Origin of the sequence: Pseudomonas sp. NPDC099000 (assembly GCF_044759925.1) — a bacterium.
Lineage (GTDB): Bacteria > Pseudomonadota > Gammaproteobacteria > Pseudomonadales > Pseudomonadaceae > Aquipseudomonas.
Genome location: NZ_JBIWAF010000002.1, coordinates 163908 through 190507, shown reverse-complemented (window position 1 = coordinate 190507; position 26600 = coordinate 163908). Strand labels below are relative to the sequence as shown.

Annotated in this window: 29 protein-coding genes and 2 pseudogenes; 11 read left to right on the top strand and 20 right to left on the bottom strand. The window is 58.3% G+C overall.

What is annotated here, in order from left to right; all coding sequences use genetic code 11:
- Positions 1-253: 253 nt before the first annotated feature.
- Positions 254-1318 (bottom strand): NAD(P)H-dependent flavin oxidoreductase, encoded by a 1065-nt coding sequence (locus ACIQV9_RS03115; RefSeq protein ID WP_403098027.1) that lies wholly within the window; start codon positions 1316-1318, stop codon positions 254-256.
- 238 nt (positions 1319-1556) lie between these two features.
- Between ACIQV9_RS03115 and ACIQV9_RS03110 the strand changes: the two genes are divergently transcribed.
- Positions 1557-2540: an MDR family oxidoreductase gene (locus ACIQV9_RS03110; RefSeq protein ID WP_403098025.1), complete on the top strand. Its 984-nt coding sequence runs from the start codon at positions 1557-1559 to the stop codon at positions 2538-2540.
- Between the two features lies 1 nt (position 2541).
- Here ACIQV9_RS03110 and ada read toward each other — a convergent pair whose 3' ends face one another.
- The 6 genes and pseudogenes from ada to ACIQV9_RS03080 form a co-directional block, all read right to left on the bottom strand.
- Positions 2542-3606 carry a bifunctional DNA-binding transcriptional regulator/O6-methylguanine-DNA methyltransferase Ada gene (ada, locus tag ACIQV9_RS03105; protein ID WP_403098023.1) on the bottom strand — a complete coding sequence of 355 codons (1065 nt, stop codon included), beginning with the start codon at positions 3604-3606 and terminating at the stop codon, positions 2542-2544.
- Positions 3607-3693: 87 nt separating this feature from the next.
- The gene (gene alkB / locus ACIQV9_RS03100; RefSeq protein ID WP_403098021.1) at positions 3694-4374 is read right to left on the bottom strand and encodes a DNA oxidative demethylase AlkB; all 681 of its coding nucleotides are present in this window, start codon (positions 4372-4374) and stop codon (positions 3694-3696) included.
- Positions 4364-5068 carry a 2OG-Fe(II) oxygenase gene (locus tag ACIQV9_RS03095; RefSeq protein WP_403098019.1) on the bottom strand — a complete coding sequence of 235 codons (705 nt, stop codon included), beginning with the start codon at positions 5066-5068 and terminating at the stop codon, positions 4364-4366. Before ACIQV9_RS03095 ends, alkB begins: the two co-directional genes overlap by 11 nt.
- A pseudogene (locus ACIQV9_RS03090) lies at positions 5065-5355 on the bottom strand (methylated-DNA--[protein]-cysteine S-methyltransferase); the annotation flags it as partial. The pseudogene ACIQV9_RS03090 and the gene ACIQV9_RS03095, both read right to left, overlap by 4 nt.
- A gap of 353 nt (positions 5356-5708) precedes the next feature.
- Positions 5709-5885, bottom strand: coding sequence for a hypothetical protein (locus ACIQV9_RS03085; protein ID WP_403098017.1), 177 nt, complete (start codon positions 5883-5885; stop codon positions 5709-5711).
- Positions 5886-5914: 29 nt separating this feature from the next.
- On the bottom strand, positions 5915-6217 hold the full coding sequence (locus ACIQV9_RS03080; protein WP_007946189.1) for a DUF1883 domain-containing protein: 303 nt from the start codon (positions 6215-6217) through the stop codon (positions 5915-5917).
- Positions 6218-6429: 212 nt separating this feature from the next.
- Here ACIQV9_RS03080 and ACIQV9_RS03075 point away from each other — a divergent pair, with 212 nt between their 5' ends.
- Complete coding sequence (locus tag ACIQV9_RS03075; protein ID WP_403098015.1) at positions 6430-6786, top strand: hypothetical protein; 357 nt, start codon at positions 6430-6432, stop codon at positions 6784-6786.
- A gap of 72 nt (positions 6787-6858) precedes the next feature.
- Complete coding sequence (locus ACIQV9_RS03070) at positions 6859-7089, top strand: hypothetical protein (RefSeq protein ID WP_403098013.1); 231 nt, start codon at positions 6859-6861, stop codon at positions 7087-7089.
- 11 nt (positions 7090-7100) lie between these two features.
- On the opposite strand, the gene ACIQV9_RS03065 is transcribed toward ACIQV9_RS03070, so the two are convergent.
- Entirely contained in the window at positions 7101-7382 is a 282-nt protein-coding gene (locus tag ACIQV9_RS03065) for a hypothetical protein (RefSeq protein ID WP_403098011.1), read from the bottom strand.
- Positions 7383-7521: 139 nt separating this feature from the next.
- Positions 7522-7710 carry a hypothetical protein gene (locus tag ACIQV9_RS03060; protein WP_094467303.1) on the bottom strand — a complete coding sequence of 63 codons (189 nt, stop codon included), beginning with the start codon at positions 7708-7710 and terminating at the stop codon, positions 7522-7524.
- A 258-nt stretch (positions 7711-7968) separates the two neighbouring features.
- Here ACIQV9_RS03060 and galU point away from each other — a divergent pair, with 258 nt between their 5' ends.
- The gene (gene galU / locus ACIQV9_RS03055) at positions 7969-8808 is read left to right on the top strand and encodes a UTP--glucose-1-phosphate uridylyltransferase GalU (protein ID WP_010460715.1); all 840 of its coding nucleotides are present in this window, start codon (positions 7969-7971) and stop codon (positions 8806-8808) included.
- A gap of 130 nt (positions 8809-8938) precedes the next feature.
- On the top strand, positions 8939-10297 hold the full coding sequence (gene gorA / locus ACIQV9_RS03050; protein WP_403098008.1) for a glutathione-disulfide reductase: 1359 nt from the start codon (positions 8939-8941) through the stop codon (positions 10295-10297).
- Here the strand turns inward: gorA and ACIQV9_RS03045 are convergent.
- The gene (locus tag ACIQV9_RS03045; RefSeq protein ID WP_403098006.1) at positions 10294-11313 is read right to left on the bottom strand and encodes a DNA-binding protein; all 1020 of its coding nucleotides are present in this window, start codon (positions 11311-11313) and stop codon (positions 10294-10296) included. The two genes, gorA and ACIQV9_RS03045, sit on opposite strands and share 4 nt — an antisense overlap.
- Positions 11314-11491: 178 nt before the next feature.
- Between ACIQV9_RS03045 and ACIQV9_RS03040 the strand changes: the two genes are divergently transcribed.
- From ACIQV9_RS03040 to ahpF, 3 genes are all read left to right on the top strand, one after another.
- The gene (locus ACIQV9_RS03040; RefSeq protein ID WP_403098004.1) at positions 11492-12430 is read left to right on the top strand and encodes a site-specific integrase; all 939 of its coding nucleotides are present in this window, start codon (positions 11492-11494) and stop codon (positions 12428-12430) included.
- Between the two features lie 150 nt (positions 12431-12580).
- On the top strand, positions 12581-13144 hold the full coding sequence (gene ahpC / locus ACIQV9_RS03035; RefSeq protein ID WP_010460707.1) for an alkyl hydroperoxide reductase subunit C: 564 nt from the start codon (positions 12581-12583) through the stop codon (positions 13142-13144).
- A 122-nt stretch (positions 13145-13266) separates the two neighbouring features.
- Positions 13267-14829: an alkyl hydroperoxide reductase subunit F gene (gene ahpF / locus ACIQV9_RS03030; protein WP_403098002.1), complete on the top strand. Its 1563-nt coding sequence runs from the start codon at positions 13267-13269 to the stop codon at positions 14827-14829.
- Between the two features lie 84 nt (positions 14830-14913).
- On the opposite strand, the gene gloA is transcribed toward ahpF, so the two are convergent.
- Positions 14914-15435 carry a lactoylglutathione lyase gene (gene gloA, locus ACIQV9_RS03025; RefSeq protein ID WP_403098000.1) on the bottom strand — a complete coding sequence of 174 codons (522 nt, stop codon included), beginning with the start codon at positions 15433-15435 and terminating at the stop codon, positions 14914-14916.
- 145 nt (positions 15436-15580) lie between these two features.
- On the opposite strand from gloA, the gene ACIQV9_RS03020 reads away from it, so the two are divergent.
- Positions 15581-16105: a DUF4946 domain-containing protein gene (locus tag ACIQV9_RS03020; protein ID WP_403098585.1), complete on the top strand. Its 525-nt coding sequence runs from the start codon at positions 15581-15583 to the stop codon at positions 16103-16105.
- Positions 16106-16280: 175 nt separating this feature from the next.
- On the opposite strand, the gene ACIQV9_RS03015 is transcribed toward ACIQV9_RS03020, so the two are convergent.
- The 3 genes from ACIQV9_RS03015 to ACIQV9_RS03005 all read right to left on the bottom strand — a co-directional run bounded on the left by ACIQV9_RS03015 (position 16281) and on the right by ACIQV9_RS03005 (position 19400).
- Positions 16281-16643 carry a histone-like nucleoid-structuring protein, MvaT/MvaU family gene (locus ACIQV9_RS03015; protein WP_403097998.1) on the bottom strand — a complete coding sequence of 121 codons (363 nt, stop codon included), beginning with the start codon at positions 16641-16643 and terminating at the stop codon, positions 16281-16283.
- Between the two features lie 233 nt (positions 16644-16876).
- Entirely contained in the window at positions 16877-18412 is a 1536-nt protein-coding gene (locus ACIQV9_RS03010) for an EAL domain-containing protein (RefSeq protein ID WP_403097996.1), read from the bottom strand.
- A 115-nt stretch (positions 18413-18527) separates the two neighbouring features.
- The gene (locus tag ACIQV9_RS03005; RefSeq protein ID WP_403097994.1) at positions 18528-19400 is read right to left on the bottom strand and encodes a LysR family transcriptional regulator; all 873 of its coding nucleotides are present in this window, start codon (positions 19398-19400) and stop codon (positions 18528-18530) included.
- 79 nt (positions 19401-19479) lie between these two features.
- Between ACIQV9_RS03005 and ACIQV9_RS03000 the strand changes: the two genes are divergently transcribed.
- Positions 19480-20418, top strand: a complete 939-nt coding sequence (locus ACIQV9_RS03000) for a DMT family transporter (protein WP_403097992.1) — start codon at positions 19480-19482, stop codon at positions 20416-20418.
- A 249-nt stretch (positions 20419-20667) separates the two neighbouring features.
- Positions 20668-21744: a 4-hydroxyphenylpyruvate dioxygenase gene (gene hppD / locus ACIQV9_RS02995; protein ID WP_219093983.1), complete on the top strand. Its 1077-nt coding sequence runs from the start codon at positions 20668-20670 to the stop codon at positions 21742-21744.
- A gap of 127 nt (positions 21745-21871) precedes the next feature.
- Here the strand turns inward: hppD and rarD are convergent, their stop codons facing one another.
- The 6 genes and pseudogenes from rarD to ACIQV9_RS02965 all read right to left on the bottom strand — a co-directional run.
- A complete protein-coding gene (gene rarD / locus ACIQV9_RS02990; RefSeq protein ID WP_403097989.1) occupies positions 21872-22753 on the bottom strand; it encodes an EamA family transporter RarD in 882 nt (293 codons plus the stop codon).
- A 110-nt stretch (positions 22754-22863) separates the two neighbouring features.
- A complete protein-coding gene (locus tag ACIQV9_RS02985; protein WP_403097987.1) occupies positions 22864-23817 on the bottom strand; it encodes a D-2-hydroxyacid dehydrogenase family protein in 954 nt (317 codons plus the stop codon).
- A gap of 13 nt (positions 23818-23830) precedes the next feature.
- A complete protein-coding gene (locus ACIQV9_RS02980; protein WP_403097985.1) occupies positions 23831-24856 on the bottom strand; it encodes an alpha/beta fold hydrolase in 1026 nt (341 codons plus the stop codon).
- Between the two features lie 85 nt (positions 24857-24941).
- Entirely contained in the window at positions 24942-25376 is a 435-nt protein-coding gene (locus ACIQV9_RS02975; RefSeq protein WP_403097983.1) for a YqaA family protein, read from the bottom strand.
- Positions 25376-25822 carry a DUF411 domain-containing protein gene (locus tag ACIQV9_RS02970; RefSeq protein ID WP_403097981.1) on the bottom strand — a complete coding sequence of 149 codons (447 nt, stop codon included), beginning with the start codon at positions 25820-25822 and terminating at the stop codon, positions 25376-25378. The genes ACIQV9_RS02975 and ACIQV9_RS02970 overlap by 1 nt, the downstream gene beginning before the upstream one ends.
- A gap of 171 nt (positions 25823-25993) precedes the next feature.
- Positions 25994-26518 (bottom strand): annotated as a pseudogene (locus tag ACIQV9_RS02965) (methyl-accepting chemotaxis protein); the annotation flags it as partial.
- Positions 26519-26600: the final 82 nt, after the last annotated feature.

The following is a 26600-nucleotide window of genomic DNA, read 5'->3' as shown; positions in this document are numbered from 1 at the left end:
CCGTGATAGGCGAATGCAACGAGGGAGTAAAACGCTGTATATCGGAATATATAGCGAAATGCCTGCAAACGGAATGTGTCGGTACTGAGTTTGCGCGGGACCTGTTGCCCGTGGCGAGGGGATTTATCCCCGTTGGACTGCGAAGCAGCCCCCTGTGTCCGTTCAAACAGTGAGCTGTCAGGATTGACGACTGCTACGCAGCCGAACGGGGATAAATCCCCTCGCCACAAGGCTGCTGCTACAACAGCGTGCGTTACCGGTGAAGCAACTTGGTCAGGCCTTCCTCCGCCAAACGCCGAGTCAGCTCCGCCGTGCTCATTTCAACGCCCAACGTGAATGCCTGCCCGGCCCAGAGATTGCTGAAATCCGCTTCACCCTTGGCGCGCAACGGCATCAACGCACCGCCCGCCAGAGGAAAGGCCGGTGCTTTATCACTCATGGGTCCGATTTCACGCATCACCCGATTGAGGATCCCTCGTGCCGGACGACCGGTGAAAAGATTGGTCACTGCCGTCTCGCTTTCCTTGGCCGTGCGCAACGCTTTGTGGTGAGACGCGCTGACCTTGGCTTCCGGCGTGAACAAATACGCCGTCCCCACCTGCACCGCTGAAGCGCCCAACAGAAAAGCTGCCGCCACCCCCCGCGCATCACTGATGCCGCCTGCTGCAATCACCGGCACTTTCACCGCATCGACGACCTGAGGCACGAGGGCGAATGTGCCCACCTGGCTGCTCAAGTCATCGCTGAGGAACATGCCGCGATGTCCGCCTGCCTCGTAGCCCATGGCGATGATCGCGTCGCAGCCATGTTGTTCCAGCCAGATGGCTTCTTCGACGGTGGTCGCCGAGGAGAGAATTTTTGCCCCGGTGGCTTTCACCCGATCCAGCAGCGATTTTTCCGGCAGGCCGAAGTGAAAACTGACGACTTCGGGGCGGAATTCTTCGAGCACTTCGCAAGCGGCGTTATCGAAAGGCGCGCGATTGGATACCGGTGTGGGCGCCTCGAAATCGACGCCCAGTTCCCGATAGTACGGCTCCAGCAAATGCTTCCAGTCCCGAGCCCGTTGCTCATCGGCGGCTGGCGTCTGGTGGCAAAAATAGTTGATGTTGAACGGCCGCTGGCTGTGTTGGCGGATCGTCTTCAGCTCTTCGCGCAGTTGTTCGATGCTCAGCATCGCGGCGGGCATCGAACCCAGGCCGCCGGCGTTACTCGCGGCGATGACCATGGCCGAGCCGGTAGCGCCCGCCATGGGAGCCTGGATGATCGGCAGTTCGATGCCGAGCAGGTCAAGAATGCGGGTGTCTGGCCATTGGCTCATTTCAATGATTCTCCGACGGGTAGAACCGGTTTTTTACCAGCAATGTCCGACGCAGGGCCAGTCGACTTTTGTATCCGGGACGTTTTCCGGTATTCCAGGACCACAAAAAAAAGCGTAGCCGCACGTCATGGATACGCCCGGCGCTTTGGCGGTTTAGCTTAAAGTCTTGTACGGCGAGATGTTTCTTTGTGGTATTTCAATGGCCTCACCACCAGATTGATTCCATTGAGAGGCGATGATGTTCAACGGTATTTTGATCGACAAAGACGACAGCGGTTATCGGGCCACACTGCAAGAGATCAATGACGATCAACTGCCCGAGGGCGATGTGACGGTGCACGTCGCGTATAGCACGCTGAACTTCAAGGACGGGCTGGCGATCACCGGCAGCAGCCCGGTGGTCAGGAAGTTCCCGATGGTGCCGGGGATCGATCTGGCCGGTACGGTCGAAGGCAGTGATCATCCAGACTACAAGGTCGGTGATCAGGTCCTGCTCAATGGTTGGGGTGTGGGCGAAGGGCACTGGGGCGGACTGGCGCAAAAAGCGCGCCTCAAGGGCGACTGGCTGATTCCACTGCCCAAGGAATTCACCGCGGCTCAAGCGATGGCAATCGGCACGGCCGGTTACACGGCGATGCTGTGCATCCTGGCACTGGAACATAACGGTGTCACGCCTGAGCAGGGCGATGTCCTGGTCACCGGCGCCAACGGCGGCGTAGGCAGTTTCGCCATCGCGCTGCTGAGCAAGCTTGGCTATAACGTTGTAGCGTCGACGGGCCGCACCTCTGAACACGAGTACCTCAAGCAATTGGGTGCCAGCGAGATCATTGATCGCGCCACGCTGTCCGAGCCGGGTAAACCGCTGGCCAAGGAACGGTGGGCGGCGGTGATTGACTCGGTCGGCAGCCACACGCTGGCCAACGCTTGCGCCAGCACCAAGGCCAATGGCACGGTCGCCGCCTGTGGTCTGGCACAAGGCATGGACTTTCCGGCCTCCGTCGCCCCGTTCATTTTGCGCGGCGTGACGTTGGCCGGGATCAACAGCGTGACCCAACCCAAAGCCAAGCGGGTGGAAGCCTGGAGTCGGCTGGCCAAGGATCTGGATTTCGCGTTGCTGCCACTGATCAGCCATGAAATCGGCTTGAGCGAAGCCATCGACGCCGCGCCGCGGTTGCTCGCCGGGCAATTGCGTGGGCGGGTTGTTGTCGATGTGAATCGCTAAATTACACGGTCTCGCGTTCCAGCAACTGACGCTTGCGCTCGACACCCCAGCGATAGCCCGAGAGGTTGCCGTCGCTGCGCACTACGCGGTGGCACGGAATCGCCACCGCCAGGCTGTTCGCGCCGCAGGCCTGGGCCACGGCGCGCACGGCTTTGGGCGCGCCGATACGCTGGGCGATATCGGCGTAGCTGGCAGTGCTGCCCGCTGGAATCTCCCGCAACGCCTGCCAGACCCGTTCCTGAAACGCCGTACCGCGCACGTCCAGCGGCAAGTCCAGGCCAATCGCCGGGGCTTCGATAAAACCGACAACCTTGGCAATCAATTGCTCGAACTCGTGATCGGCGCCAATCAGATTCGCACGCCGAAACTTGTCTTGCAGATCACAGACCAACTGATGCGGATCATCTCCCAACAGAATTGCGCAAACGCCGCGTTCACTTTGCGCCACCAGGATCGCGCCCAGCGAACACTGGCCAACGGCAAAACGGATGTCGTTGTTCTGGCCCTCCGCACGGTAATCACCGGGCTTCATGCCCAGCAGATGGTCCGCCGATTCGTAGAAGCGACTGTTGGAGTTGAAGCCGGCGTCATACAGGGCCTCCGTGACCGAGCCGCCGTCGGCCAGGCGTTCGCGCACTTTGCGTGAGCGATGGGCGCTGGCGTACCCCTTGGGTGTCAGCCCGGTCACGGCTTTGAACACGCGATGGAAATGGAAGCTGCTCAGGCCCGCTGCCTGCGCCAGTTCATTTAACGCAGGCGGATTTTCGGCGGACTCGATGTGGCGGCAGGCGGCAGCAACGGTTGCCGCGTGTTGTGCGGCGACGTCGCTTTGATCCTTTGTGGCCCGTTTGCTCGGACGATAACCGGCTGCCCGGGCTTGTTCCGCCGTGTCGAAAAATTCGACATTTTGCGGTTTCGGCAAGCGCGCCAGGCTGCTGGGGCGGCAATAGATTCCGGTGGTTTTCACGGCATAGACAAACTGCCCGTCGGCGCCGGGATCCCGTGCAACGACGGCGGCCCAGCGAGGATCATCCTCGGTGGCAATGTTTGTCGAATGAGTTGTCATGGCTTCATGTCCGTTGACCCGTTTTTTACAGATTAACCAGCCCGCAGCACCGCTGCACTCCGAGTCTTGCGGTTGAATTCGAGGGCTTCATCCGGCGGTTCGAAAGGTGAAGTTGATCCTTTGTTCGCCCAGACGCGGGTGATGGCCGTCCTTGATCGGCAAGACGCCGTGATAACGCAAACGATCGACGCCACCCCAGACCACGATATCGCCATGCAGCAACGGTATGCGCTGGCTTTTATCGCTCCGTTCGAACCCGCCGAACAGGAACATGGCAGGCAATCCCAAGGACACTGACACGATCGGTGCGGCGTAGGAACCTTCGTTCTTGTCCTGATGCAATGACATCTTGGCGCCGGGGACATAGCGGTTGATCAGGCAGGAATCAGGGACAAAATCTGCAAAGCCCGCTTCCCTTGCCGCCGCTTGTGCCAGTTCGAAAAACACGTCGGGCATCTCGGGCCAGGGTTGCCCGGTCTGTGGGTCATTGCGCGTGTACTGGTAGCCGCTGCGGTCAGTGGTCCAGCCCCAGGTGCCGCAACTGCTCAAGGCCACCGACATGGTAAAGCCGCCGGGTGTGACCATCTGCCGGAACGGTGCGGCCGTCAGAACCGCTTCCAGTGCCGGCAGCAACTGCTCCAGCCGGGGCAGGGCAAAGCCGCGCAAGACGCAGGACTGTTCACCGATCTGCTCGCGCCTGGGCTCCTGCTCGGGTTCGGCATCGGCAAACAGATCGAAGGTGGTCGGGCTCATGGGGTCATAACGCATCGTGAAAGATGATTCCAAGGGTATGCCGTTTTCCGCTATGCAGGCGACTCACGCCGTGACGCATCGTCACTCGGTAATAGCCACGAACTCCTTTGACCGGGCGCTGGCTCACGGCAAAGATCACACCATCGCCTTTCTTCAGGCCAATGACCTGCGGGCGTGACTGCATCCGCGGGCGTTGTTCGGTCAGCACAAACTCGCCGCCGGTGAAATCTTCGTCCGGTTCTGACAGAAGAATCGCCACCTGCAGCGGGAACACGTGTTCGCCGTACAGATCCTGATGCAAACAGTTGTAGTCCTGCGGGCCATATTGCAGCAATAACGGCGTCGGGCGCTCCTGACCGGCGGCATGGCAGCGTTGCAGAAATGCTTCGTGGGTGTCGGGGAAGCGGACGGGCAAGTCCATGCATTCGTACCAGCGGTTGGCGATCGGCACCAGTCGAGGGTAGAGCGCGCTGCGCAAGCGGGCGACCGTGTCCGGCAAGGGGTATTTGAAATACTTGTACTCGCCCCGGCCAAAACCGTGACGGGCCATCATCACTTGAGAGCGAAAGGGCGCTGGCTGGGCGTAGAGGGCGCTGACTTCATCACACGCCTGCGCACTCAACAGCGACTTGATGACGGCGCAGCCATCCTGATCGAGTTGTTGCTCCAGGGCTGCCCAGTCCAGCGCCTCGAAGGTGTGCTCGCTCATCGTTGAGCCTCGCGATCCAGCAACTGCCGTTTGCGCTCCAGTCCCCAGCGATAACCGCCAAGGTTGCCGCCCTGGCGCAGCACCCGATGGCAAGGCACGATAACGGCGACCGGGTTGGCCCCACAGGCATTCGCCACTGCCCGAGAAGCGCTGGGTTGACCGAGGCGTTGGGCGATATCGCGGTAGCTGGCGGTTTCGCCGACAGGCAGTTGCCGCAGGACTGCCCAGACCCGCCGTTGAAATACGCTGCCGGTCAGGTGCAGTGGGAGATCGAGTGCGGTGCGTGGGTCTTCGAGGTGGCGCAGTGTTTGCTCCAGGGCCGGCATCAAACCCTCATCGCGCTGCGGGGTTGGCGGGGCAGGGAAACGCCGCGCCAGATCGCATTCGAGCGTGATCAAGTCGTCGCCCAAAAGGAGCGCGCACAAGCCCTCGGCGCTGAACGCCAGCATCAAGACGCCAAGGCTGCAAGTGCCGCTGATGTAGCGAATCGGGGAAGTAGACATGTTCTGACTCCTTAACCAAAGGTCGAGGTGGCCAGTTTAGGGAGCGCCAAGGGAGTGAACACTCCGGCGCTTGCGGTCGAATTCAAAACGGGCGCGGAGCATGACGTCCTTGTTGTCGCTCCGGGTGCCGGGTTGCGTTACAGCGCTTTGCTGACAGCGATGTCGCTGATGACGACTTCGCTCGAACCATGAATGGCGTCCAGCGCGGCCTTGGCTTCTTCTTCGGTGCCGTTTTCGAGCTGGGCAAATTCGAAACGGCGTTCGCCGTTGAGTTTGTATTTGATGACGTACTTGGTCGTTTGGGCCACGGTCATACCTGCTTTTATTCGTGTGGGAACGTCACTCAGCTCAGTTTCGTGCTGGAACGACGGATGATCTTGATCGAGTGCGTAAGTGTCGGTTTGCGGGTCACGCTGATCGGCCGGCGGTTGACCGTGTCGATGGTGATGTTCCAGAAACCGGTGCTCGGCGCAGTAATCCGGGCCGGGAAAGTATCGAACGCACCGCCGTGATAAGTGTGACGGCCGCCGTTCTTGAAGCTGCGGAAGTTGGCGTCGTTCATCAAGCGGATGTTGCATGTTTGGGAGCACTGGATGACGACGATGTCGTCTTCATTGAGGTGCTCGCGCTGGTGAATAAATTTCATGAGGCGCCTCCAGAAGGGCTTTTTCTACAAAATCAAAACGATAGCATGGGCGATTGGCGCAGTTTATCAGCCCGAACAGGTTATTATCCGGTCGTCGAGGTTCGCTTTGACAATTAAAAACAGTTATTCGGAATTCTATGAGCGATAAACGCAGCGAGCCTCGGAGAAAATCAGCATTTGTGCTGTCGGAGGGTCTTTATCGGAGGTTTTGTATGAAGTGGGGTGTGTTGGTCTTGCCGTTGGCATTGGTAGTGAGTGGCTGTGCGAGTGTCTCGCAGATTAACGAGACGCTGCCTACCATGAACGTGATCTCAGGCAAAAAGCCCAATGAATACGCGCAATGCCTGGTTGAAAAACTGGCTGACAGTCGTGGCGCCCTACAACTGGAGTCGCACAAGGACGGGATGCGCGTGATCGTGCCGGCGAAATTCTCGTCGGCCCCGGCAGCCGTGTTTGACATTGAAGACCGCTCGGGTGGCAGCGGTATCAAGCTGCACGAGCGTATGTCCAATGTGCCGGTGCGTCCTAAAGACGTGCAGAAAGCCGCCAATGCCTGCATTTCCGGCTGATAGACTGGCCACTGTTCATACCGATGCCGTCAAAGCCATGCTTTGACGGCATTGTCTTTTCTGGAGTCGAGCATGAAGCGAGAACATTTACGGGAATGCCATGCAGAGGGACTGATCTCTGCCACCCACGTCATTCAAAATCCGGCGAACCCCGGGGAATGGATCGTGTTTTTCAAAAAAAGCGCCGGGCGCAGTTATTTCCTGGTGGACGATAACGATGAGGTCGAATCGTTTGGCCGTCTCGACGATTTGATCGAGACCGTGCGCGGCCTCGGAATCAAATTTGCGGAAATTCACATGTAGGGCAGGGTGCCCTACTTGCAGACCACCACGACACTGCGGTTCTTGAAGTTGCCGACATCGACTCCCAGGGTTTTGTCGCTTTCCTTGAGGGAGGGCGTTCCGTCGGTACCGACGATCCGGTAGCCGGTGCCCGCGCAAGAGGCATCGGCTTTTTCGTAGCACGTGGCCCAGGAATTGGCTTCGCCGGAGCAGTCGATTGCCAGGCCTTGTTCACCATTGTTCAGGTAGGTTGTTTCGGAGGTGGCGCAACCGGTCAGGGCCAGGATCGCGATCAGGGGCAAAAATTTAGTCATGTCGTTGTCGTCGTCAGGATGATGGGGCTAAGCCTGTGACAGCGCAGGCAGCAAAAGGTTATAGCGAATGGCCACTTGTTTGCACCCCGCCACAAAAAAGCCCTGCTGGATGGCAGGGCTCTGCGAGTGCCGCAGGAGATCAGTCCTGACTCTTGCCGCGTCGCTTCGGCGCGGGGGGTGTGTAGTCGAGCACCGACGCCACTTCAATCGCCATCGCTTCGCTGGGTAACGGCCCGGAAACATCTTCGCCATTTGCGGCGGTAATGTGCCACTGGCCATCTTTTCCTTTGTCGACCGTGTACCCGTTGATGATTTTTGCTACGGTCATCTATCTGTCTCGTTCACTGGTTCAAAGTCGCCATGATACCGGCAAATGCTCGCATTGGGGGGCGATAAGCGTATGGTGGTCCAGTTTGTCGGCCTCTTTGAGCTACGCTGATTTGACCGCGTGAAAATGCGGATGGAACTATCCGCGGGAATATTTCTCTATGATGGCATCGGTTAGCCAGCGCGGGGCATTGTAAGGTGCGCGCCGCCTGATTAGACTGCGCCGAAACTCGTACACACAGCCCTTTCAAGGACTTATATGATCAAGAAATGCTTGTTCCCAGCAGCCGGTTACGGTACTCGCTTCCTGCCAGCGACTAAAGCCATGCCCAAAGAAATGCTGCCGGTGGTAAACAAGCCACTGATCCAGTACGGCGTCGAAGAAGCACTGGACGCTGGTTTGACTGAAATCTCCATCGTCACCGGTCGCGGCAAACGCGCCCTGGAAGACCACTTCGACATCAGCTACGAGCTGGAAAACCAGATCAAGGGCACCGACAAAGAGAAATACCTGGTCGGTATCCGCAAGCTGCTCGACAACTGCTCGTTCTCCTACACCCGCCAGACCGAAATGAAAGGCCTGGGCCACGCGATTCTGACCGGTCGCCCACTGATCGGCGACGAACCCTTCGCCGTGGTGCTGGCGGATGACTTGTGCGTCAACCTCGAAGGCGACGGCGTCCTGACCCAGATGGTCAAGTTGTACAAGCAGTTCCGCTGCTCGATCGTTGCCATCCAGGAAGTCGATCCGCAAGAAACTCACAAGTACGGCGTGATTGCCGGTGAGATGATCCGCGATGACATCTACCGTGTTCACAGCATGGTCGAGAAGCCAAAGCCTGAAGATGCACCGTCGAACCTGGCAATCATCGGCCGTTACATCCTGACCCCGGACATCTTCGACCTGATCGAACAAACCGAGCCAGGCAAGGGTGGCGAAATCCAGATCACCGACGCCCTGATGAAGCAAGCCCAGAACGGCTGCGTCATGGCCTACAAGTTCAAAGGCAAGCGTTTCGACTGCGGTGGCGCTGAAGGCTACATCGACGCGACCAACTTCTGCTTCGAGAACTTCTACAAGACTGGCAAGGCTTACTGATAGCGCCTGATCCACTTGTATTGAAAAGCCACCTTCGGGTGGCTTTTTCATTTTCCGCCCCCATATCGCTTGCAGCGCTTGCCCAACGGACGTCTGCAGGTATGCTGGTTGCCTGCCGAGGAGATTGAAAATGGCCTACGATTTTGACCTTTATGTTATTGGCGCCGGTTCCGGCGGTGTACGGGCAGCGCGTTTTGCCGCCGGTTTTGGTGCAAAAGTGGCTGTGGCCGAGAGCCGCTACCTGGGTGGTACATGTGTGAACGTCGGCTGCGTGCCGAAGAAGTTGCTGGTCTACGGCGCGCACTTCGCCGAAGACTTCGATCAGTCTTCGGGCTTTGGCTGGACGCTGGGCGAAGCGAAGTTTGATTGGGCAACGCTGATCGCCAACAAGGATCGCGAGATCAATCGTCTGAATGGCATTTATCGCAACTTGCTGGTCAACAGCGGAGTGACCTTGCATGAAGGCCACGCCAAAATCGTCGACCCGAACACGGTCGAAATCAATGGCGAGCGCCACACCGCTAAAAACATCCTGATTGCGACCGGCGGCTGGCCGCAGATCCCGGAGATTCCGGGCCATGAACACGCGATCAGTTCCAACCAGGCGTTCTTCCTCAAAGAGCTGCCCAAGCGTGTTCTGGTGGTGGGTGGCGGTTACATCGCTGTCGAATTTGCCGGGATCTTCCACGGGCTGGGCGCCGAGACCACGTTGTTGTATCGCGGTGAGTTGTTCCTGCGCGGCTTCGACGGTGCAGTACGCAAGCATTTGCAGGAGGAGCTGACCAAGCGCGGCATGAACCTGCAATTCAACGCCGACATCGAGCGCATCGACAAGCAGTCCGATGGCAGCCTGAAGGTGACGCTCAAGGATGGCCGTGAGCTGGAGGCGGATTGTGTGTTCTACGCCACCGGGCGCCGGCCGATGCTCGACAATCTCGGGCTGGAAAACACCGGCGTCAAACTCGACAAGAAAGGTTTCGTCGAGGTCGATGATCAATACCAGACTGCGGAGCCGTCGATCCTGGCGCTTGGCGATGTGATCGGCCGTGTCCAATTGACCCCTGTCGCTCTGGCTGAAGGCATGGCCGTGGCGCGTCGTTTGTTCAAGCCTGAGCAATATCGCCCGGTGGATTACAAGATGATCCCGACCGCGGTGTTCAGTCTGCCGAACATCGGCACTGTCGGCTTGAGCGAGGAAGAAGCGCGCGAAGCTGGCCACGAGGTGCAGATTTTCGAAAGCCGTTTCCGGCCGATGAAGCTGACCCTGACCGAATGCCAGGAGCGCACGCTGATGAAGCTCGTGGTGGATGCCAAGACCGACAAGGTTCTTGGCTGCCACATGGTCGGGCCGGATGCCGGTGAGATCGCTCAGGGTCTGGCGATTGCCTTGAAGGCTGGCGCAACCAAGCGCGATTTCGACGAAACCATCGGTGTGCATCCTACGGCCGCCGAAGAGTTCGTCACCATGCGCACGCCGGTTGCCGGTTAATCGTTCTTTTCGCTCTCTGATGCGTCTGGCGCTGTTGCAATGACAGCGGCCAGGCGCAGGCTTTCATCGAGGCTCGCCTGAGTCTTGAGCAAATCGATTTCCAGCGCTTTGTTTATCTGCGACTGCTCGTCGACGCTTTGCTTGAGTGACTGACTTTCCAGTAGCGCGGCACGCAAGCGTTCCTGGAGGAGGGTGCGTTCACTGTCGATGCGGTTGACCTGCTCCAGCAGTTGATCCTGACGGCTGTGGGTGTGTTTGAGTTGCTCCTGCAGCAGCCCAAGTTCGCGCAGCGTTCCACGGTTTTCGGTGAGCAAGCGCTCGTTGTCGCGGTGCAGTTGAGTAATTTCGTCCTGACGCACCAATGCGCTTTGCTGGGCCTGACGCAATTCCATCTGAATCTGCTGCACCTGCCCTTCGTGGCGACTCTGCTCCTGCTCGCGCTGTTCCTTGATGGCGTTACGGTAATGCTCCAGTGCATCGCGCGCGTGCAGGTGCTTTTCTTCCAGTGAGCGGATCTGCTCATCCTTGTCTTGCAAGCGTAAATCGAAATCGGCCAGCGCCTGGTTCAGTCCGGCGTTGCGGGTTTGCTCGGTCTGCAGCATGGAGCGGGTTTCGTGCAGCGCTTCGGACTCCTGAGTCAGGGCCAGGCTTTGAATTTCGTATTGCTGGTGCAATTCAGTGTTGGCGTGCCGGGCTTCAGTCAGCTGGATTTCCAGCTCTTTTCGTTGCTGATCGAACTGCGCGCGCGCCTGGTCAATCGGTTCTTGCGCCTGCTCCTTGAGGCGCTGGGCCAGACGCGCCACTAAGCCTGCCAGCTCGTCATCAATGGGTTCTGAGGGCGTTTCGGTGCGTTCGCTGCCGTCATCCAGCTCCTTCAAATAGCGGTGAATGGTGGTTTTTGAGCCGGTATTGCCCATCTCGATCCGTACTGCGTCGATGCTGGGGTTTTCGCCACGGGCGAGGATTGCCAAACGTGCCGCTTGTACCACCGCTTTATTTACGCCGCCACGAGCCATGTGTTCTCCTACGATTTCGTACTGTGGTACATGCCACTAAAGTACGCAGTGTACCATCTTCAATTAGAAGATAAAAAATGTAAGTTCTTGATGCGGGATATACTGGTATTACCCCGTGTGATACACCGAGTGGCCGATTTAACCCCGCTAAAGCCGTACGTTTCTGAGAACTGAGCCCATGACCGATCTGGATCGCTACCTGCAAGCCGCCACCCGCGACAACACGCGTCGCAGCTACCGGGCGGCCATCGAGCATTTCGAAGTAATTTGGGGTGGTTTCCTGCCTGCGACGAGCGACAGCGTGGCGCGTTACCTGGTGGCCCATGCGGGCGTGCTGTCGATCAATACGTTGAAGCTGCGCTTGTCCGCGCTGGCGCAATGGCATAACAGCCAGGGTTTCGCCGATCCCACCAAGTCGCCGGTGGTGCGCAAGGTCTTCAAGGGTATACGGGCGCTGCACCCAGCCCAGGAGAAACAGGCCGAGCCCTTACAGCTGCAGCATCTGGAGCAAGTGGTCGTGTGGCTGGAACAGGAGGCGCACACCGCCAAGGCACAAAACGATCAGCCGGGTTTGCTTCGCGCCAGGCGCGACACGGCGCTCATCTTGCTGGGCTTCTGGCGCGGCTTTCGCAGCGATGAGTTATGCCGCGTACAGATTGAACACGTGCAGGCGAGCGCCGGATCAGGCATCACCCTCTACCTGCCGCGCAGCAAGAGCGATCGCGAGAACCTCGGCAAGACTTACCAGACCCCGGCCCTGCAGCGCCTCTGCCCGGTGAACGCCTACATCCAATGGATTACCGAAGCTGCGCTGGTCCGCGGGCCGGTGTTTCGCGGAATCGATCGCTGGGGCCATTTGAGCGAGGAGGGATTGCACGCCAATAGCGTGATCCCTTTGCTGCGCCAGGCCCTGGAACGTGCCGGCATTTCGGCCGACCACTACACCAGCCATTCCCTGCGACGTGGATTTGCCAGCTGGGCTCATCAGAGCGGTTGGGATTTGAAATCGTTGATGAGTTACGTGGGTTGGAAGGATGTGAAGTCAGCCATGCGCTATGTTGAAGCCAGCCCGTTTCTCGGGATGGCCCGGGTCGCTGAAAAGCCATTGGCGCGCTAGATACCGTTTTCTTCTATTAATACTGTCCGCTAATAGCGAAAACCAATCAGCAGCATGAGCTTTGCCAATGAGCCAGGCGGCGATCGAGTGGGTAGGATTCACCCCATCAACTTATCAACCAAACTTTTCAACCCTGACGGAGAGTCATCGATGCCTATCATCAACAGCCAAGTTAAACCGTTCAAAGCTGACGCCTTCAAAAATGGCGACTTCGTAAAAGTGTCGGACGCTGACCTGAAAGGCAAGTGGTCTGTCGTGTTCTTCTACCCAGCCGACTTCACCTTCGTTTGCCCGACCGAACTGGAAGACCTGGCTGACAACTACGACGCGTTCCAGAAACTGGGCGTCGAGATCTACAGCGTTTCCACTGACACCCACTTTGCCCACGCTGCCTGGCACAACACTTCGCCAGCCATCGGCAAAATCCAGTACACCATGATCGGCGACCCGACTCACGCCATCTCCCGCAACTTCGACGTGCTGATCGAAGATGCTGGCCTGGCTGACCGTGGCACCTTCGTGATCAACCCTGAAGGCCAGATCAAAATCGTTGAACTGAACGATGGCGGCGTTGGCCGTGACGCTTCCGAGCTGCTGCGCAAAATCAAGGCTGCTCAATACGTCGCTGCTCACCCAGGCCAGGTTTGCCCAGCCAAGTGGAAAGAAGGCGAGGCCACTCTGGCTCCGTCCCTGGACCTGGTCGGCAAGATCTAAGTCTGTGAAAGCATCATCAGGGCGGGTTTCCGCACCTAAGTAAGCTGCAACCGCCCTCAAAAACGCCCGGGCGAGATTCGCTCGGGCGTTTTTTTTCGAATCGAATAAAGGAAATCGCCCGTATGTTGGACGCCAATCTTAAAGCCCAGTTGAAGTCATACCTGGAACGGGTCACCCAGCCGATCGAGATCGTTGCCTCCCTCGACGACGGTGCGAAATCCCAGGAAATGCTCGCGTTACTCAAAGACGTTGCCAGTCTTTCCAGCCAAATTACCTTGCTCGATAACGGTGACGACGCACGTAAACCATCGTTCTCGATCAACCGTCCGGGTGCCGATATCAGCCTGCGTTTCGCCGGCATCCCGATGGGCCACGAATTCACTTCGTTGGTGCTGGCCTTGCTGCAAGTCGGCGGCCACCCTTCGAAAGCCAGCGTTGAAGTGATCGAACAGATCCGTTCGCTCAAAGGCGAATTCAACTTCGAGACGTACTTCTCGCTGTCCTGCCAGAACTGCCCGGACGTGGTCCAGGCGCTGAACCTGATGGCGGTACTGAACCCGAACATCCGCCACGTCGCCATCGACGGCGCGCTGTTCCAGGCCGAAGTCGATGATCGTCAGATCATGGCCGTGCCAAGCATTTACCTCAACGGCGTGAACTTCGGTCAGGGCCGCATGGGCCTGGAAGAAATCCTCGCCAAGATCGACACCAGCGGCATCGAGCGCCAGGCCGAGAAAATCAGCGCCAAGGAAGCCTTTGACGTATTGGTCGTCGGCGGTGGCCCGGCCGGTGCTTCGGCCGCGATCTACGCCGCTCGTAAAGGCATTCGCACCGGTGTGGCGGCTGAACGTTTTGGTGGGCAGGTGCTCGACACCATGGCCATCGAGAACTTCATCTCCGTGCAGGAAACCGAAGGCCCGAAACTGGCGGTAGCGCTGGAAGAACACGTCAAGCAATACGACGTCGACATCATGAATCTGCAGCGCGCCGACAAACTGGTGCCGGGCAAGAATGGCGAGTTGCACGAAGTCCACTTCGCCAGCGGCGCGACCCTGAAAGCCAGGACCGTGATCCTCGCGACCGGTGCGCGGTGGCGTGAAATGAACGTCCCGGGCGAGCAGCAATACCGCAACAAAGGCGTGGCGTATTGCCCGCACTGTGACGGTCCGCTGTTCAAAGGCAAGCGCGTGGCGGTGATTGGCGGCGGTAACTCCGGCGTCGAAGCAGCCATCGACCTGGCGGGCATCGTGTCTCACGTCACGTTGCTGGAGTTTGATGTACAGCTACGCGCCGACGCTGTCTTGCAGCGCAAGTTGCACAGCCTGCCGAACGTCACAGTGATCACCAGTGCGCAAACCACTGAAGTGCTGGGCGACGGTCAGAAGGTCAACGGCCTGCGTTACAAGGATCGTCAGTCCGATGAACTGCTTAACGTAGAGCTGGAAGGGATCTTCGTACAGATCGGTTTGTTGCCCAACACCGATTGGCTCAAAGGCACCATCGAACTGTCGCCGCGCGGCGAGATCATCGTCGATGCCCGTGGTGAAACGTCGATGCCGGGCGTGTTCGCTGCCGGTGACGTGACTACCGTGCCGTACAAGCAGATCGTGATTGCAGTGGGCGAGGGCGCCAAGGCTTCGCTGAGCGCATTCGATCACCTGATCCGCACTTCCGCGCCGGCTTAAACGCCAACGCTGAAAACACAAAACCCCATGAGCGATCATGGGGTTTTTTTGTGTTTCACACATTCCCAGGGATTTGTGATGGGATTAGAGCGGGGCCGGCTGGATGATTTCAACCCAGTACGCATCCGGGTCTTTGATAAACGCCAGGCTCTTCATACGGCCATCATTCAGGCGTTTCTGGAAATCGCAGCCCAGCGCTTCGAAACGTTCGCAGGCCGCGCGGATGTCCGGCACAGAGATGCAGATATGGCCGAAACCGCGCGGGTCGGTGTTGCCGTTGTGGTAGGCGAAATCCGCGTCGTTCTCGGTGCCGTGGTTGTGCGTCAGCTCGAGAATGCCAGGGATCGATTTCATCCACTCGGTACGGGCGGCGGCCTCGGCCGGAATCTGGTTTTTATCGACCAGTGCCAGGAAATACAGACTGAATTCGGCTTCCGGGAAGTCGCGTTTTTCCACCAGCGAAAAACCCAGGATGCGCGTGTAGAAATCCAGGGACTGGGTGATGTCCTTGACCCGCAGCATGGTGTGGTTGAAGACGAACTTCTGGGTGGCGGTGTCAGGTTGAGCGGTCACGCCGGGGAAAGTGTTCAATTCGTGCAGGCTCATGGGCCCTCCGGAAAATAAGTGGGGCTAACGAATGGCGACAATGATACGCAACGGCTGGGACATCACCAAACGCAAACAGTCGGCTATTGCCTGACGGACGGGTGAGGCTCAGACTTTACGGTTCAATCCGTGAGTGCTCATTGCAATGATCCGATTCTGTAAATGGACTTTCGTCCTGTTCTGTCTGCTTTCAGTCGTTGCCAGTGCTCATGCGGATGCGCCGGTGGTGACCTGGCCAGAGGGCTGGGTGGTCGAGGCTATTCCGCAGGATGACGCCCATTCAACGGTTTCACGCCAGCGCGCAGTGAAAAACGATGAGGGTGGCACACCGGTGATGGTGATGGAGTTGACCATGACCCAAGTAGAAAGGGGACATCAGGTCAATCTGGAGGGCGTGTTGCTCGAAATGCGCAAGTCGGTGCAGAAGGACTTTTTTCAAGGCGGCTATCAAAGTGTCTGCAACAAAATTCATCCGGCGACCTTGAGCCGCTTATCGGGATTGGAAACTACCTGCACGATTACACAGAATGGTCGACATGTGCTGTCGCAAACATTGGTCGCGGCGGTGGATGTCGATAAGGCCTATGTTCTTTCCTACGCGGGGCAGGCTGAGGCTTATAAGGCAAGTGAGGGCGAAATAGCGGCGGCTCGTAACAGCTTGAAACTTTAGTTATGGTTTGCGTGCCTGCAGAATTCAGCGTCATCTGAAATCTTTAGATACCCAAACGGATTAAGCAAAAGTTCAGTCGGCAAGTAGCGAGTTGAACGACTCCCCTGGTTGCATTTAGAGGGCGCCCATAAAAAAAGCCCTGCATTGGCAGGGCTTTTTTTATCACCGCGAGTGCTTAGCCTCGCAGCCAGGAATCTACGGTAGCGGCACCGTACTGTTCCTTCCAGGCTTTCAGGCCGCGGTGGTTGCCGCCCTTGGTTTCAATCAGCTCACCGGTGTGCGGGTTGTGATAAACCTTGACCACACGAGCGCGGCGGGTTTTAGGGGCTGCTGCCTGCAGACCGGATTTTGCCGGGTTCGGATCGAGGATGGCGATGATGTCCTTCAGGCTTTTGCCGTAGGTTTTCATCAGCCCCTGGAGCTTTTCTTCGAATTCGATTTCTTTCTTGAGCCCGGCATCATTCTTCAGGGATTCCAGCTGCTTGAGCTGTTCTTGAAGGGCCTTTTCAGCGGCACGAAATTCAGCGAGTCTGGACAAATTCATTACTCCAATAGTGTGTTTGGCTGATACCAACCGCAAACAAAGCTATAAGCCAAGAGCCTTGAAGCGACTCGGTGATAGTGGCTCACCTGCCAATCTTGCACAGGCATGAAAAATTGTAGTAGTTAATTGGCCAAGAGTAAATCCTGTCTTTTTCTTCATGTAACAACAGTAGTTTTTTGATTCAATTTGGTGCGCCGCTTGGTTGCCTTGTCGCTTAAAACCGCAGGTTAATGGTGCCTTAATGCATTAATGAATTCGGCTCCGGGCATCGGTCGACCGAACAAATAACCTTGCAGAAAGTTCACGCCGTGTGCGGCCAGATAGTCACTTTGCTCCTCGGTTTCCACGCCCTCGGCGACGATCCCCAGATCGAGCTTGGCCGACAGTTCGATAATGCTGTCCAGAATGTGCCGGGAAAGTGCGTCAACGCCGATCATCGCGACAAAGCTCTGATCGATTTTCAGGAAGTCCACATTGAACTGTCGCAGATAACCAAGGCTTGAGTGACCCGTGCCAAAATCATCGATAGCGATCAAGACGCCCAAGGCGTGAAGCTGCTCGAACAGTTGGTGCGTGATGGCCGTCGGCTCGATCAGTTCGCGCTCGGTCAACTCCAGCACCAGGTTGACGGCGCCCGGCGCGAAAGCACTGAGAAACTCCCGACAGTCCTCGACTAGTTCCAGGTCCTTGCAGTGGCTGGCGGTGATGTTGATGCCGATGTGGAACGGCCCGTCGAACGAGGACGCAGCAGGCGCCAACAACGCGGCAGTCTGTCGCATCAACGAGCGGGTCATCGGCACGATCAACCCGGAATGCTCGGCAAAAGGAATGAACAGGTCCGGGCGCACCAGGCCTTCCTTCGGATGATTCCAGCGCATCAACACTTCGGCTCCGGACCACGCTTTCGTATCGCCATGCACCACGGGTTGGAAATACGGTACAAACTCTGCTGCCTCCAGCGCGCGCTGCAATTCGCTGCTGGGGGACGACGAGCGCTGTTGCAGCACATGCCCAATAGCGCTCGATACCACGCCGAAGAAGATCAGCAAACTGAATAGCGGCGGGTACTCGCTGCTCATGTAGCGCCAGGTTTCACCCTCGGGGAAACCGGCTGCGACCGTAAAGCCATAACGCGTGGACGTCAGTTTGCTCTCGGCCACGGGCAGGACGGGCAGGGCATCTTCGTGAACCTTGCCGTCGGCGGATAACCAGTTGGGACCGACTTGCAGCAACAGGATCGTCTTGCGACCAATCATGCGCAGCACGTTACTCAAGTGATAACCGTCCAGCGTACTCAAAGCCCCCTGTTTTCCCTCACTGAGCCGATACACCAATATCGCGGTGTCGGGCGTGACCAGGTTGCCTTTCATCAGTAGCAACCGACCTTTGGAGTAATTGCCGGCATTGAGCTTTTCCTGGTAGTCACCGAACAAAGAACTGCAATAGATGCTGTCGTCCCACACCAGGTTCGTCGCGCGCACGAATGGACCGCGGGTGACCTGTTCACGTAAGGCCAATTTGACGTCATTGCAGCTTTGGCCGGCCAGCGGCAACAGTTCCCGTGCGGCCTGGGCGTTATTGTCGAGCATCAATTCGAATTGGCGGATGGCTTCTTCGGCCGTCAGCTCGGTGCTCTGCTTGAGCGCACGCTCAGCCTGCATATAGAGGATGACAACGCCCAACAGCACCGGGAGCAACCCGCTCAAAATGGTTACAGCCATTCGATTGCCGCGTTTGCGGCGGGTTTTGGCGTTCAGTGGCATTCGCAAAGCCTGTGAGGATGAGATACGGCTCTCAAATGCTGGGAGGACAAGGGCACGCCTCCCATAAAGAGTTCAGGTGATGGGCATGATAGATGGCCGTCGATACTTATGCCGCTCAACGATAGTCAAGGTTTGCAGCCAGCTGGATAAACGCCAGCGTTGCGGGCGACGACTGACGCTGGTCAAGCACCGCCAGACCCACCTGTCGATTGACGGATGGCGACAGCGGTTTTTTCACGTAGCGGCTGTCGTTGTCGTCGGGCAACGAACCTTCGGCGATCAGGGTCACGGCATCGCCACGGCCCACAGTGTCGAGGGTGCTGAGCAACTGCGAGCAGCGATAACGGATGTTCGGTGTCAGCCGGGCCGCACTGAACAGCCGTGAAACCAGCTCCGAAGACCCGGCTTCGGTCAGCACGAACGGGTCGTTACACAAGTCGCTCAAGCTCAAGCTGTCGCGACCCGCCAGCAGATGATCGGAGGGCAGCAGCGCGACCATCTGGTCCTCAATCAGCGCGAAGGTGTCGAAGCGATCTTCGGGCAGCACCACGAAGCCGATATCGATTCGTCGCTCTTCCAGCCACTGGATAATCTGTCGGTCCGGACCTTCGTCGATGTGGACTTCGATACCGGGATGAGCGGCGCGGTAGTGCTGCAGGATCTGCGGCAGCAGTTTGATCGATGAGGTCGGACCGAACGAGCCGATGCGCAGGGTGCCGCGTTTCATCCCGCGAGCATCAGCGGCTTCCTGACGCAAAGTGTTGGCTAGCCCGAGCATCGCCCGGGCGCGCGACAAGAGCTGTTCGCCGATATCGCTCAGCTCGACTTGGGACTGGTGGCGCCGGAATAATTCGACCCCCAATTCCTGTTCCAGCGATTTCAGGGCATGCGACACCGCCGATTGGGAAATCCCCAACCGATTGGCCGCCGCCGTGAAGCCGCGCAGTTCCGCGACCAGCGAGAAAATCTCGAGTTGTGTCAGGGTCATGAGTTTTTACTCATTTTACGATGATCGAGCATTAGTCGAATGATACGGCATCTCCCCCTGATTTCGGTTCTGACGCCCTATGAATTCCTATGTGCAAACAACGTCATCGGACGTACCGGTTTACCTGAAACTCGCCGCTGTCACCATGATCTGGGGCGGGACCTTCGTGGCCGGCCGGTTTCTTGCGGACAGCCTCAGCCCTTTGTTCGCGTCCAGTCTGAGATTTCTCCTGGCCAGCGTGGCGTTGCTGCTGTTTCTGCTGCTGGCCCGCGTGCCACTGGCGAAACCGAGCCCCAGGCAATGGTTGCAACTGGCGCTGCTGGGGTTCTTCGGCATCTTCTTCTACAACCTGTGCTTCTTTTATGGACTGCATTACATCAACGCTTCGCGAGCGTCGTTGATTGTGGCGCTGAACCCCGCCGTGATCGGGCTGGCGTCGTGGCTGCTGTTCAAGGAGCGCTTGAGTCGGGCGAAGGTGATCGGGATCGCGGTGTGCATCGCCGGGGCGAGTCTGGTGATTGTCAGCCGCAACCCGCAGTTGCTGGCCGGCACTGCCGACGCTTGGATCGGTGACCTGCTGATTTTCGGCTGCGTGCTCGGTTGGGGGATCTACTCGCTGTGCTCCAAAGAGCTGAACCACTCGCTGGGGCCGGTGCAGACGGTGACGTATTCGATTTTGCTGGGCACGTTGATGCTATGGGTGACCAGCGCGGTAAGTGGTGAACTGAGCGTCAGCGCGCTTATCAGTCTAGGTCTGCAACAATGGTTGAGCCTGATGTACCTGGGCGTGCTGGGCTCGGCACTGGCCTACATCGCCTATTACGACGGCATTCGCCAGATTGGCGCGACCCGTTCGGGTGTGTTCATTGCCTTGAATCCGCTGACCGCCGTGATCCTCGGCGCGTTGTTGTTGGACGAGCGGTTGACGCTGGCGATGTGCCTGGGAGGCGGGCTGATTCTTGCGGGGATTTTCCTGTGCAACAAACCCCTTGCGCGATCAGGGAAAAAGGGGATTTGATACAGAAGGCGGACAAACCTATTTACGCTGTGTAGAATCGGGTTACGCATACAATAATAATCGTCTTCTGCCAGCAGAAGCCTCGCCCGCATCAGCCTTGGGTCGACAATGAAAAGTTTCGGGTTTCAATTGATCTACGGTGACTTCCTCGCCCGCAGCGTGCGGGGCATCTCCTGCGCGCCACCCGCCGGCTTCAGCATTCTTAGCAACTAACGTTCCGTTAATTCTAAAAAATGATGAGGCGCCAAAATGGCAGATTTATACGAAAACCCAATGGGCCTGATGGGCTTTGAATTCATCGAGCTCGCATCGCCGACCCCAAACACCCTGGAGCCGATCTTCGAGATCATGGGCTTCACCAAGGTCGCGACCCACCGCTCCAAAGACGTGCACCTGTATCGCCAGGGCCAGATCAACCTGATCCTCAACAACGAACCGCACAGTGTTGCTTCGTACTTCGCGGCCGAGCACGGCCCGTCGGTGTGCGGCATGGCGTTCCGCGTCAAGGATTCGCAACTGGCCTACAAGCGCGCGCTGGAAATCGGCGCCCAGCCGATCCACATCGAAACCGGCCCGATGGAACTGAACCTGCCGGCGATCAAAGGCATTGGCGGCGCGCCGCTGTACCTGATCGACCGTTTTGGCGAAGGCAGCTCGATCTACGACATCGACTTCGTGTTCATCGAAGGTGTTGATCGCAACCCGGTCGGCGCCGGTCTGAAAATCATCGATCACCTGACCCACAACGTGTATCGCGGTCGCATGGCGTACTGGGCCAACTTCTACGAGAAACTGTTCAACTTCCGTGAGATCCGTTACTTCGACATCAAGGGCGAATACACCGGCCTGACCTCCAAGGCCATGACCGCCCCGGACGGCATGATCCGCATCCCGCTGAACGAAGAATCGTCCAAGGGCGCCGGGCAGATCGAAGAGTTCCTGATGCAGTTCAACGGTGAGGGCATCCAGCACGTGGCCTTCCTCAGCGATGACCTGATCAAGACCTGGGATCACCTGAAAAGCATCGGCATGCGCTTCATGACCGCGCCACCGGAAACCTACTACGAAATGCTCGAAGGCCGCCTGCCGAACCACGGCGAGCCGGTCGATCAACTGCAATCGCGCGGGATCTTGCTGGACGGTTCGTCCGAGTCAGGCGACAAGCGTCTGCTGCTGCAGATCTTTTCGGAAACCCTGATGGGCCCGGTGTTCTTCGAATTCATCCAGCGTAAAGGCGACGATGGTTTCGGCGAAGGTAACTTCAAGGCACTGTTCGAATCGATCGAGCGTGATCAGGTTCGTCGTGGCGTACTCGCTACCGAATAAATCGCTTCACCGCTAAACCTGTAGGAGTGAGCCTGCTCGCGATAGCTATCTTTCAGTCAACATTGATGTTGAATGTGAAGGCGCTATCGCGAGCAGGCTCACTCCTACATTTGGTTTTGTGCGCGGCTTAAGGCCTGCGCTGGCGCATCAAATGCTTGAACCCTTCAAACACCAGCACCACCACCGCCAACCAGATCGGAATGTAGGTCAACCATTCCCCGGGCTTGATGCTTTCCCCAAGCAGCAACGCAACGCCCAGCAACAACACCGGTTCTACATAACTCAATAGCCCGAACAGACTGAACGGCAGCAGCCGGCTGGCGATGATGTAGACCACCAGCGCCGACGCGCTGATCACCCCGAGTATCGGGATCAGCAGCGACAACCACGGGTGTTGATCGAACACGCCGAAACCCTGTTCGCCACTCTGCACGAACCAGAACGCCACCGGCAGCGTCAACGCCATGTCCAGCCATAAACCGCCAAGATTGTCGGCGGCCAGGCGCTTGCGCAGGATGAAATACAGGGGATAGCCGATGCAGACCAGCAAGGTCGCCCAGGAAAAACCACCGACCTGATACACCTCGTTGATCACGCCAAGGCAGGCCAGCACCACGGCGATTTTTTGCAGATACGAAAGACGCTCGCCATAGGCGATCCTCCCGGTCAGCACCATGGTCAGCGGCAACAGGAAATAGCCGAGCGACACATCCAGGCTGTAGCCGTTGAGCGGCGCCCACATGAACAGCCAAAGCTGCACGCCGAGCAGGGCCGAGGAGGCGACCAGGCCGGCGATCAATTTCCGATTCCCGGCGATGCGCCGAAAAATCTCGACCACGCGTTTCCATTCGCCGGAAACCACCATGAACACGGTCATGCACGGCACGGTCAGCAGCATGCGCCAGCCGAAAATCTCTACGCCGCTCAGGGGCGTGAGCAACGAGGTGTAGTAATACATGACGGCAAACAGCACCGAGGCCGAGACCGATAAAGCGATACCTTTAGACAAACTGCCCTCGCGAGGTTGGACGTGAAGCGGGCGCAGAGGATACGTGGTTTTCGCGTTCAGTATTGACTAACTGATCAACATCGATCGAGTGCGAAAGCGGCACTGCGGTCCTAGCTCAGAAGGCGAATCGGCTCCCCGGACGACCACGCTTGAATGTCCTCGATCATTTGCGAAAAGAACTGCTGGTAATTCTGCCGGCTGACATACCCGACATGCGGCGTCGCCAACACATTGTCCAGCGTTCTGAACGGATGATTTACCGGCAATGGTTCCACGTCGAAGACATCCAGCGCCGCCCCCGCCAGCCGATTCTTCTGCAGCGCCTTGATCAGCGCCGCCTCATCGACAATCGGTCCGCGGGCGGTGTTGACCAGCAGCGCCGAAGATTTCATCCAGTTCAGCGCCTGGGCGTCGACCAATCCCCGGCTGCGATCACTGAGCACCAGATGAACCGACAGCACATCGGCCTGCTCGAACAGTTCCTGCTTGCTGACATAGGTTACGCCCACTTCGACGGCACGTTCGGCCGTGAGATTTTCGCTCCACGCGATCACCCGCATCCCGAACACCTGACCGAACTGCGCGACACGTTTACCGATGCTGCCAAGGCCAAGGATTGCCAGCGTCTTGCCGTGCAAGTCGCCGCCCAGACCTTGTTGCCATTTCCCGGCGCGCAAGGCATTGGCTTCGGTCACGAGGTTGCGGGTCGCCGCCATAATCAACGCCCAGGTCAGTTCCGGAGCGGCGTGTTTGTAGCTGTCGGTGCCACTGACCTGGATGCCCAGCGCCGTAGCGGCCTTGAGGTCCAGCGCGGCATTGCGCATGCCGCCGGTGACCAGCAGCTTGAGTGTCGGTAACTGGCGCAGCAGGTCTTCATCGAACCGGGTGCGCTCGCGCATCACGCAGATCACCTCGAACTTGCCCAGGCGTTCAGCCAGGGTTGCGTTGTCGGCCGGGTAATCATGAACAAAACTCACCTCGCCGAGGCTGTCCAGCACGGACCAGTCGACCACGTCACGGGCCACGTCCTGCCAATCATCGATCACCGCAATCTGCACCGCCATCAGCCTTACCTCATCAACGCACGGGATTGGTTTTGTTCAGCCAGTCGAGCAATGCCTGGTGGAATTTTGCCGGTTCTTCCATCTGCGGCGCATGGCCCATGCCGGAGAATTCAACCAGTGTGGACTGGGGAATCAGTTTTGCCACTTGCTTGCCGAGCACCTCGTAATGACCAAGCTTCGCCTTGACCTCCGGGGAGGCAATATCACTGCCGATGGCCGTGGTGTCGGACGTGCCGATCAGCAACAGCGTCGGCATCTTCAGGTCCTTGAACTCGTAGTACACCGGCTGGGTGAAGATCATGTCGTAGATCAACGCAGAGTTCCATGCCACTTGCGTGTGCCCAGGGCCTTTATTCAGCCCGGCAAGCATATCGACCCAGCGATCGAATTCGGGCTTCCAGCGGCCACCGTAATAGGTGTTGCGTTCGTAAGTGCGGATGCCCTCGGCGCTGAGCTTGAGTTCGCGCTCGTACCATTGATCGACGGTGCGGTAGGGCACGCCGAGGGCTTTCCAGTCTTCCAGGCCGATGGGATTGACCAGCGCCAGTTGCTCGACCTGATCGGGGTATTGCAGCGCGTAGCGTGTGGCGAGCATGCCGCCGGTGGAGTGCCCGAGCACGCTGGTCTTCTGGATGCCAAGGGCTTTGAGCAGTTGCTGGGTATTGGTCGCCAGTTGCTGGAACGTGTACTGATAGTTGTCCGGTTTGCTGGAGGTGCAGAAGCCGATCTGGTCCGGCGCAATGACCCGGTAACCGGCTTCGCTCAGGGCTTTGATCGAACTGTCCCAGGTGGCGCCGCAGAAGTTTTTGCCGTGCATCAACACCACGCTGCGCCCGTTGGCCTTGCCGTGGGCGGCGACGTCCATGTAACCCATTTGCAGGGATTTACCCTGGGACTCGAACGCGAAGTGCTTGACCGTGTAGGGGTACTCGAACCCTTGCAGTTCCGGCCCGTATTCCGGGCCTTCAGCATGAGCCATAACAGGCAATGCAGCTGTCAGAAACAGGCCGGGCAACCAGCGCGAAAGAGCAAGGGACATGGGTGGACTCCGTTGGAAAACAGCCGATGCTGGATCGGCATGATTAGGGCGACATTAAACACAGGCAATCGCCGCCGCCGATCGTTCAACCGATCCAGCCCAGCGTGGCCAGGGCCAGCACACCATAACGAGCACCCTTGGCAAGGGTCACGATCAGCAGGAAGCGCCCAAGCGGCTCGCGCATGACGCCGGCCACCAGCGTCAGCGGGTCGCCGATGATCGGCACCCAACTCAGCAGCAATGACCAGTGACCATAGCGTTGATAGTGTTTTCTGGCCTGTTCCAGATGGCGCGGGCTGACCGGAAACCAGCGTCGATCGCGAAACCGTTCGATGCGGCAGCCGAGCCACCAATTCACCACTGAACCGAGGACATTGCCCAGTGTTGCGACGGCCAGCAGCGACCACAGCCAGTATTGCTCACTGAGCAACAGCCCCACGAGCAGCGCTTCGGATTGCAACGGCAGCAGGGTCGCAGCACCGAACGCCGCGAAGAATAGCCCGATGTAGGCGCCGCCCATCAATGGGCAGGATAGTCCGCCACCACCACGTCAGTGCCGTCCTTCTTCAGGCCGATCACTTGATAGGCATCGCTCATGCCGTCCATTTCCATGCCGGGCGAGCCCATTGGCATGCCCGGTGCCGCAACACCCAGCAGGTCATCGCGTTTGCTCAAGGCCAGGACTTGATCCGCTGGAACATGGCCTTCGACGAATTTTCCGTTGATCAGGCCGGTGTGACAGGACGCCAGGCGCGGAGGCACACCGTGCTGTTGCTTGAATTCGCTCATGTTGGATTCGACGTGGTCTTCAACCTTGAAGCCATTGGCCTCGAGGTGACTGATCCATTTTTTGCAGCAACCGCAGTTGGCGTCACGGTGGACTTCGATCGGGATCAGGTCGGCGGCCTGAGCCAGGGAGGAGATGAAAAGGGCGCTCAGGGCGACCAGACGCAGGTGGGTTCGCATGGGGATTTCGTCTCGGGGTGGCGGCCAAAAAATGCATTTTGACCATTTTTTGCCGCGAAGAGATACGAGGTTGTTTCGAAGTAATACGGCGAATGCTGAACCATTGTGGTGAAGGGGGGCTCACCAGACCAAACTCCCTGGCCACAGGGAGCTTGTGTCATTCAGCCGCGGTCAACGAACCTTGAATCGCCCCATGATCGCGCTAACACGAGAGTTGGCTTGCAGCAGTTGTTGGGTATTGAGCTCGCTGGCCTGACCGCTTTTCACCAGCTCATCCACCATGTGGCGGATCTGCACCATGCTGCGGTTGATCTCTTCGGTCACCGCGCTTTGCTGCTCGGCGGCGGTGGCGATCTGCGTGCTCAGGCTGTTGATGTGGCTGACCGAGCCGGCCATCTCGTCCAGGCCCGTGTTGACCCGCGCCGTGGCATCGGCGGCGGACTGGCAGCTGGCCTGGGTATTTTCCATGGCACTCACCGAGGAACTCACGCCTTGGGTCAGGCGCTTGAGCATTTCATTGATTTGCGACGTGCTGGCCTGGGTGCGGGCGGCGAGGGCGCGGACTTCGTCGGCGACGACCGCGAAACCGCGACCTTGCTCACCGGCCCGGGCGGCTTCGATGGCGGCGTTGAGCGCCAGCAAGTTGGTCTGCCCGGCAATGGCGCCAATCACCCCGAGAATCTCGGTGATGCGTTGCGCATCCTCCTGCATGCTTTCGACCTTATGGGTGGCACTCGCCACTTCATCGATCAGGGCAATCACGCTGCTGGACGCTTCA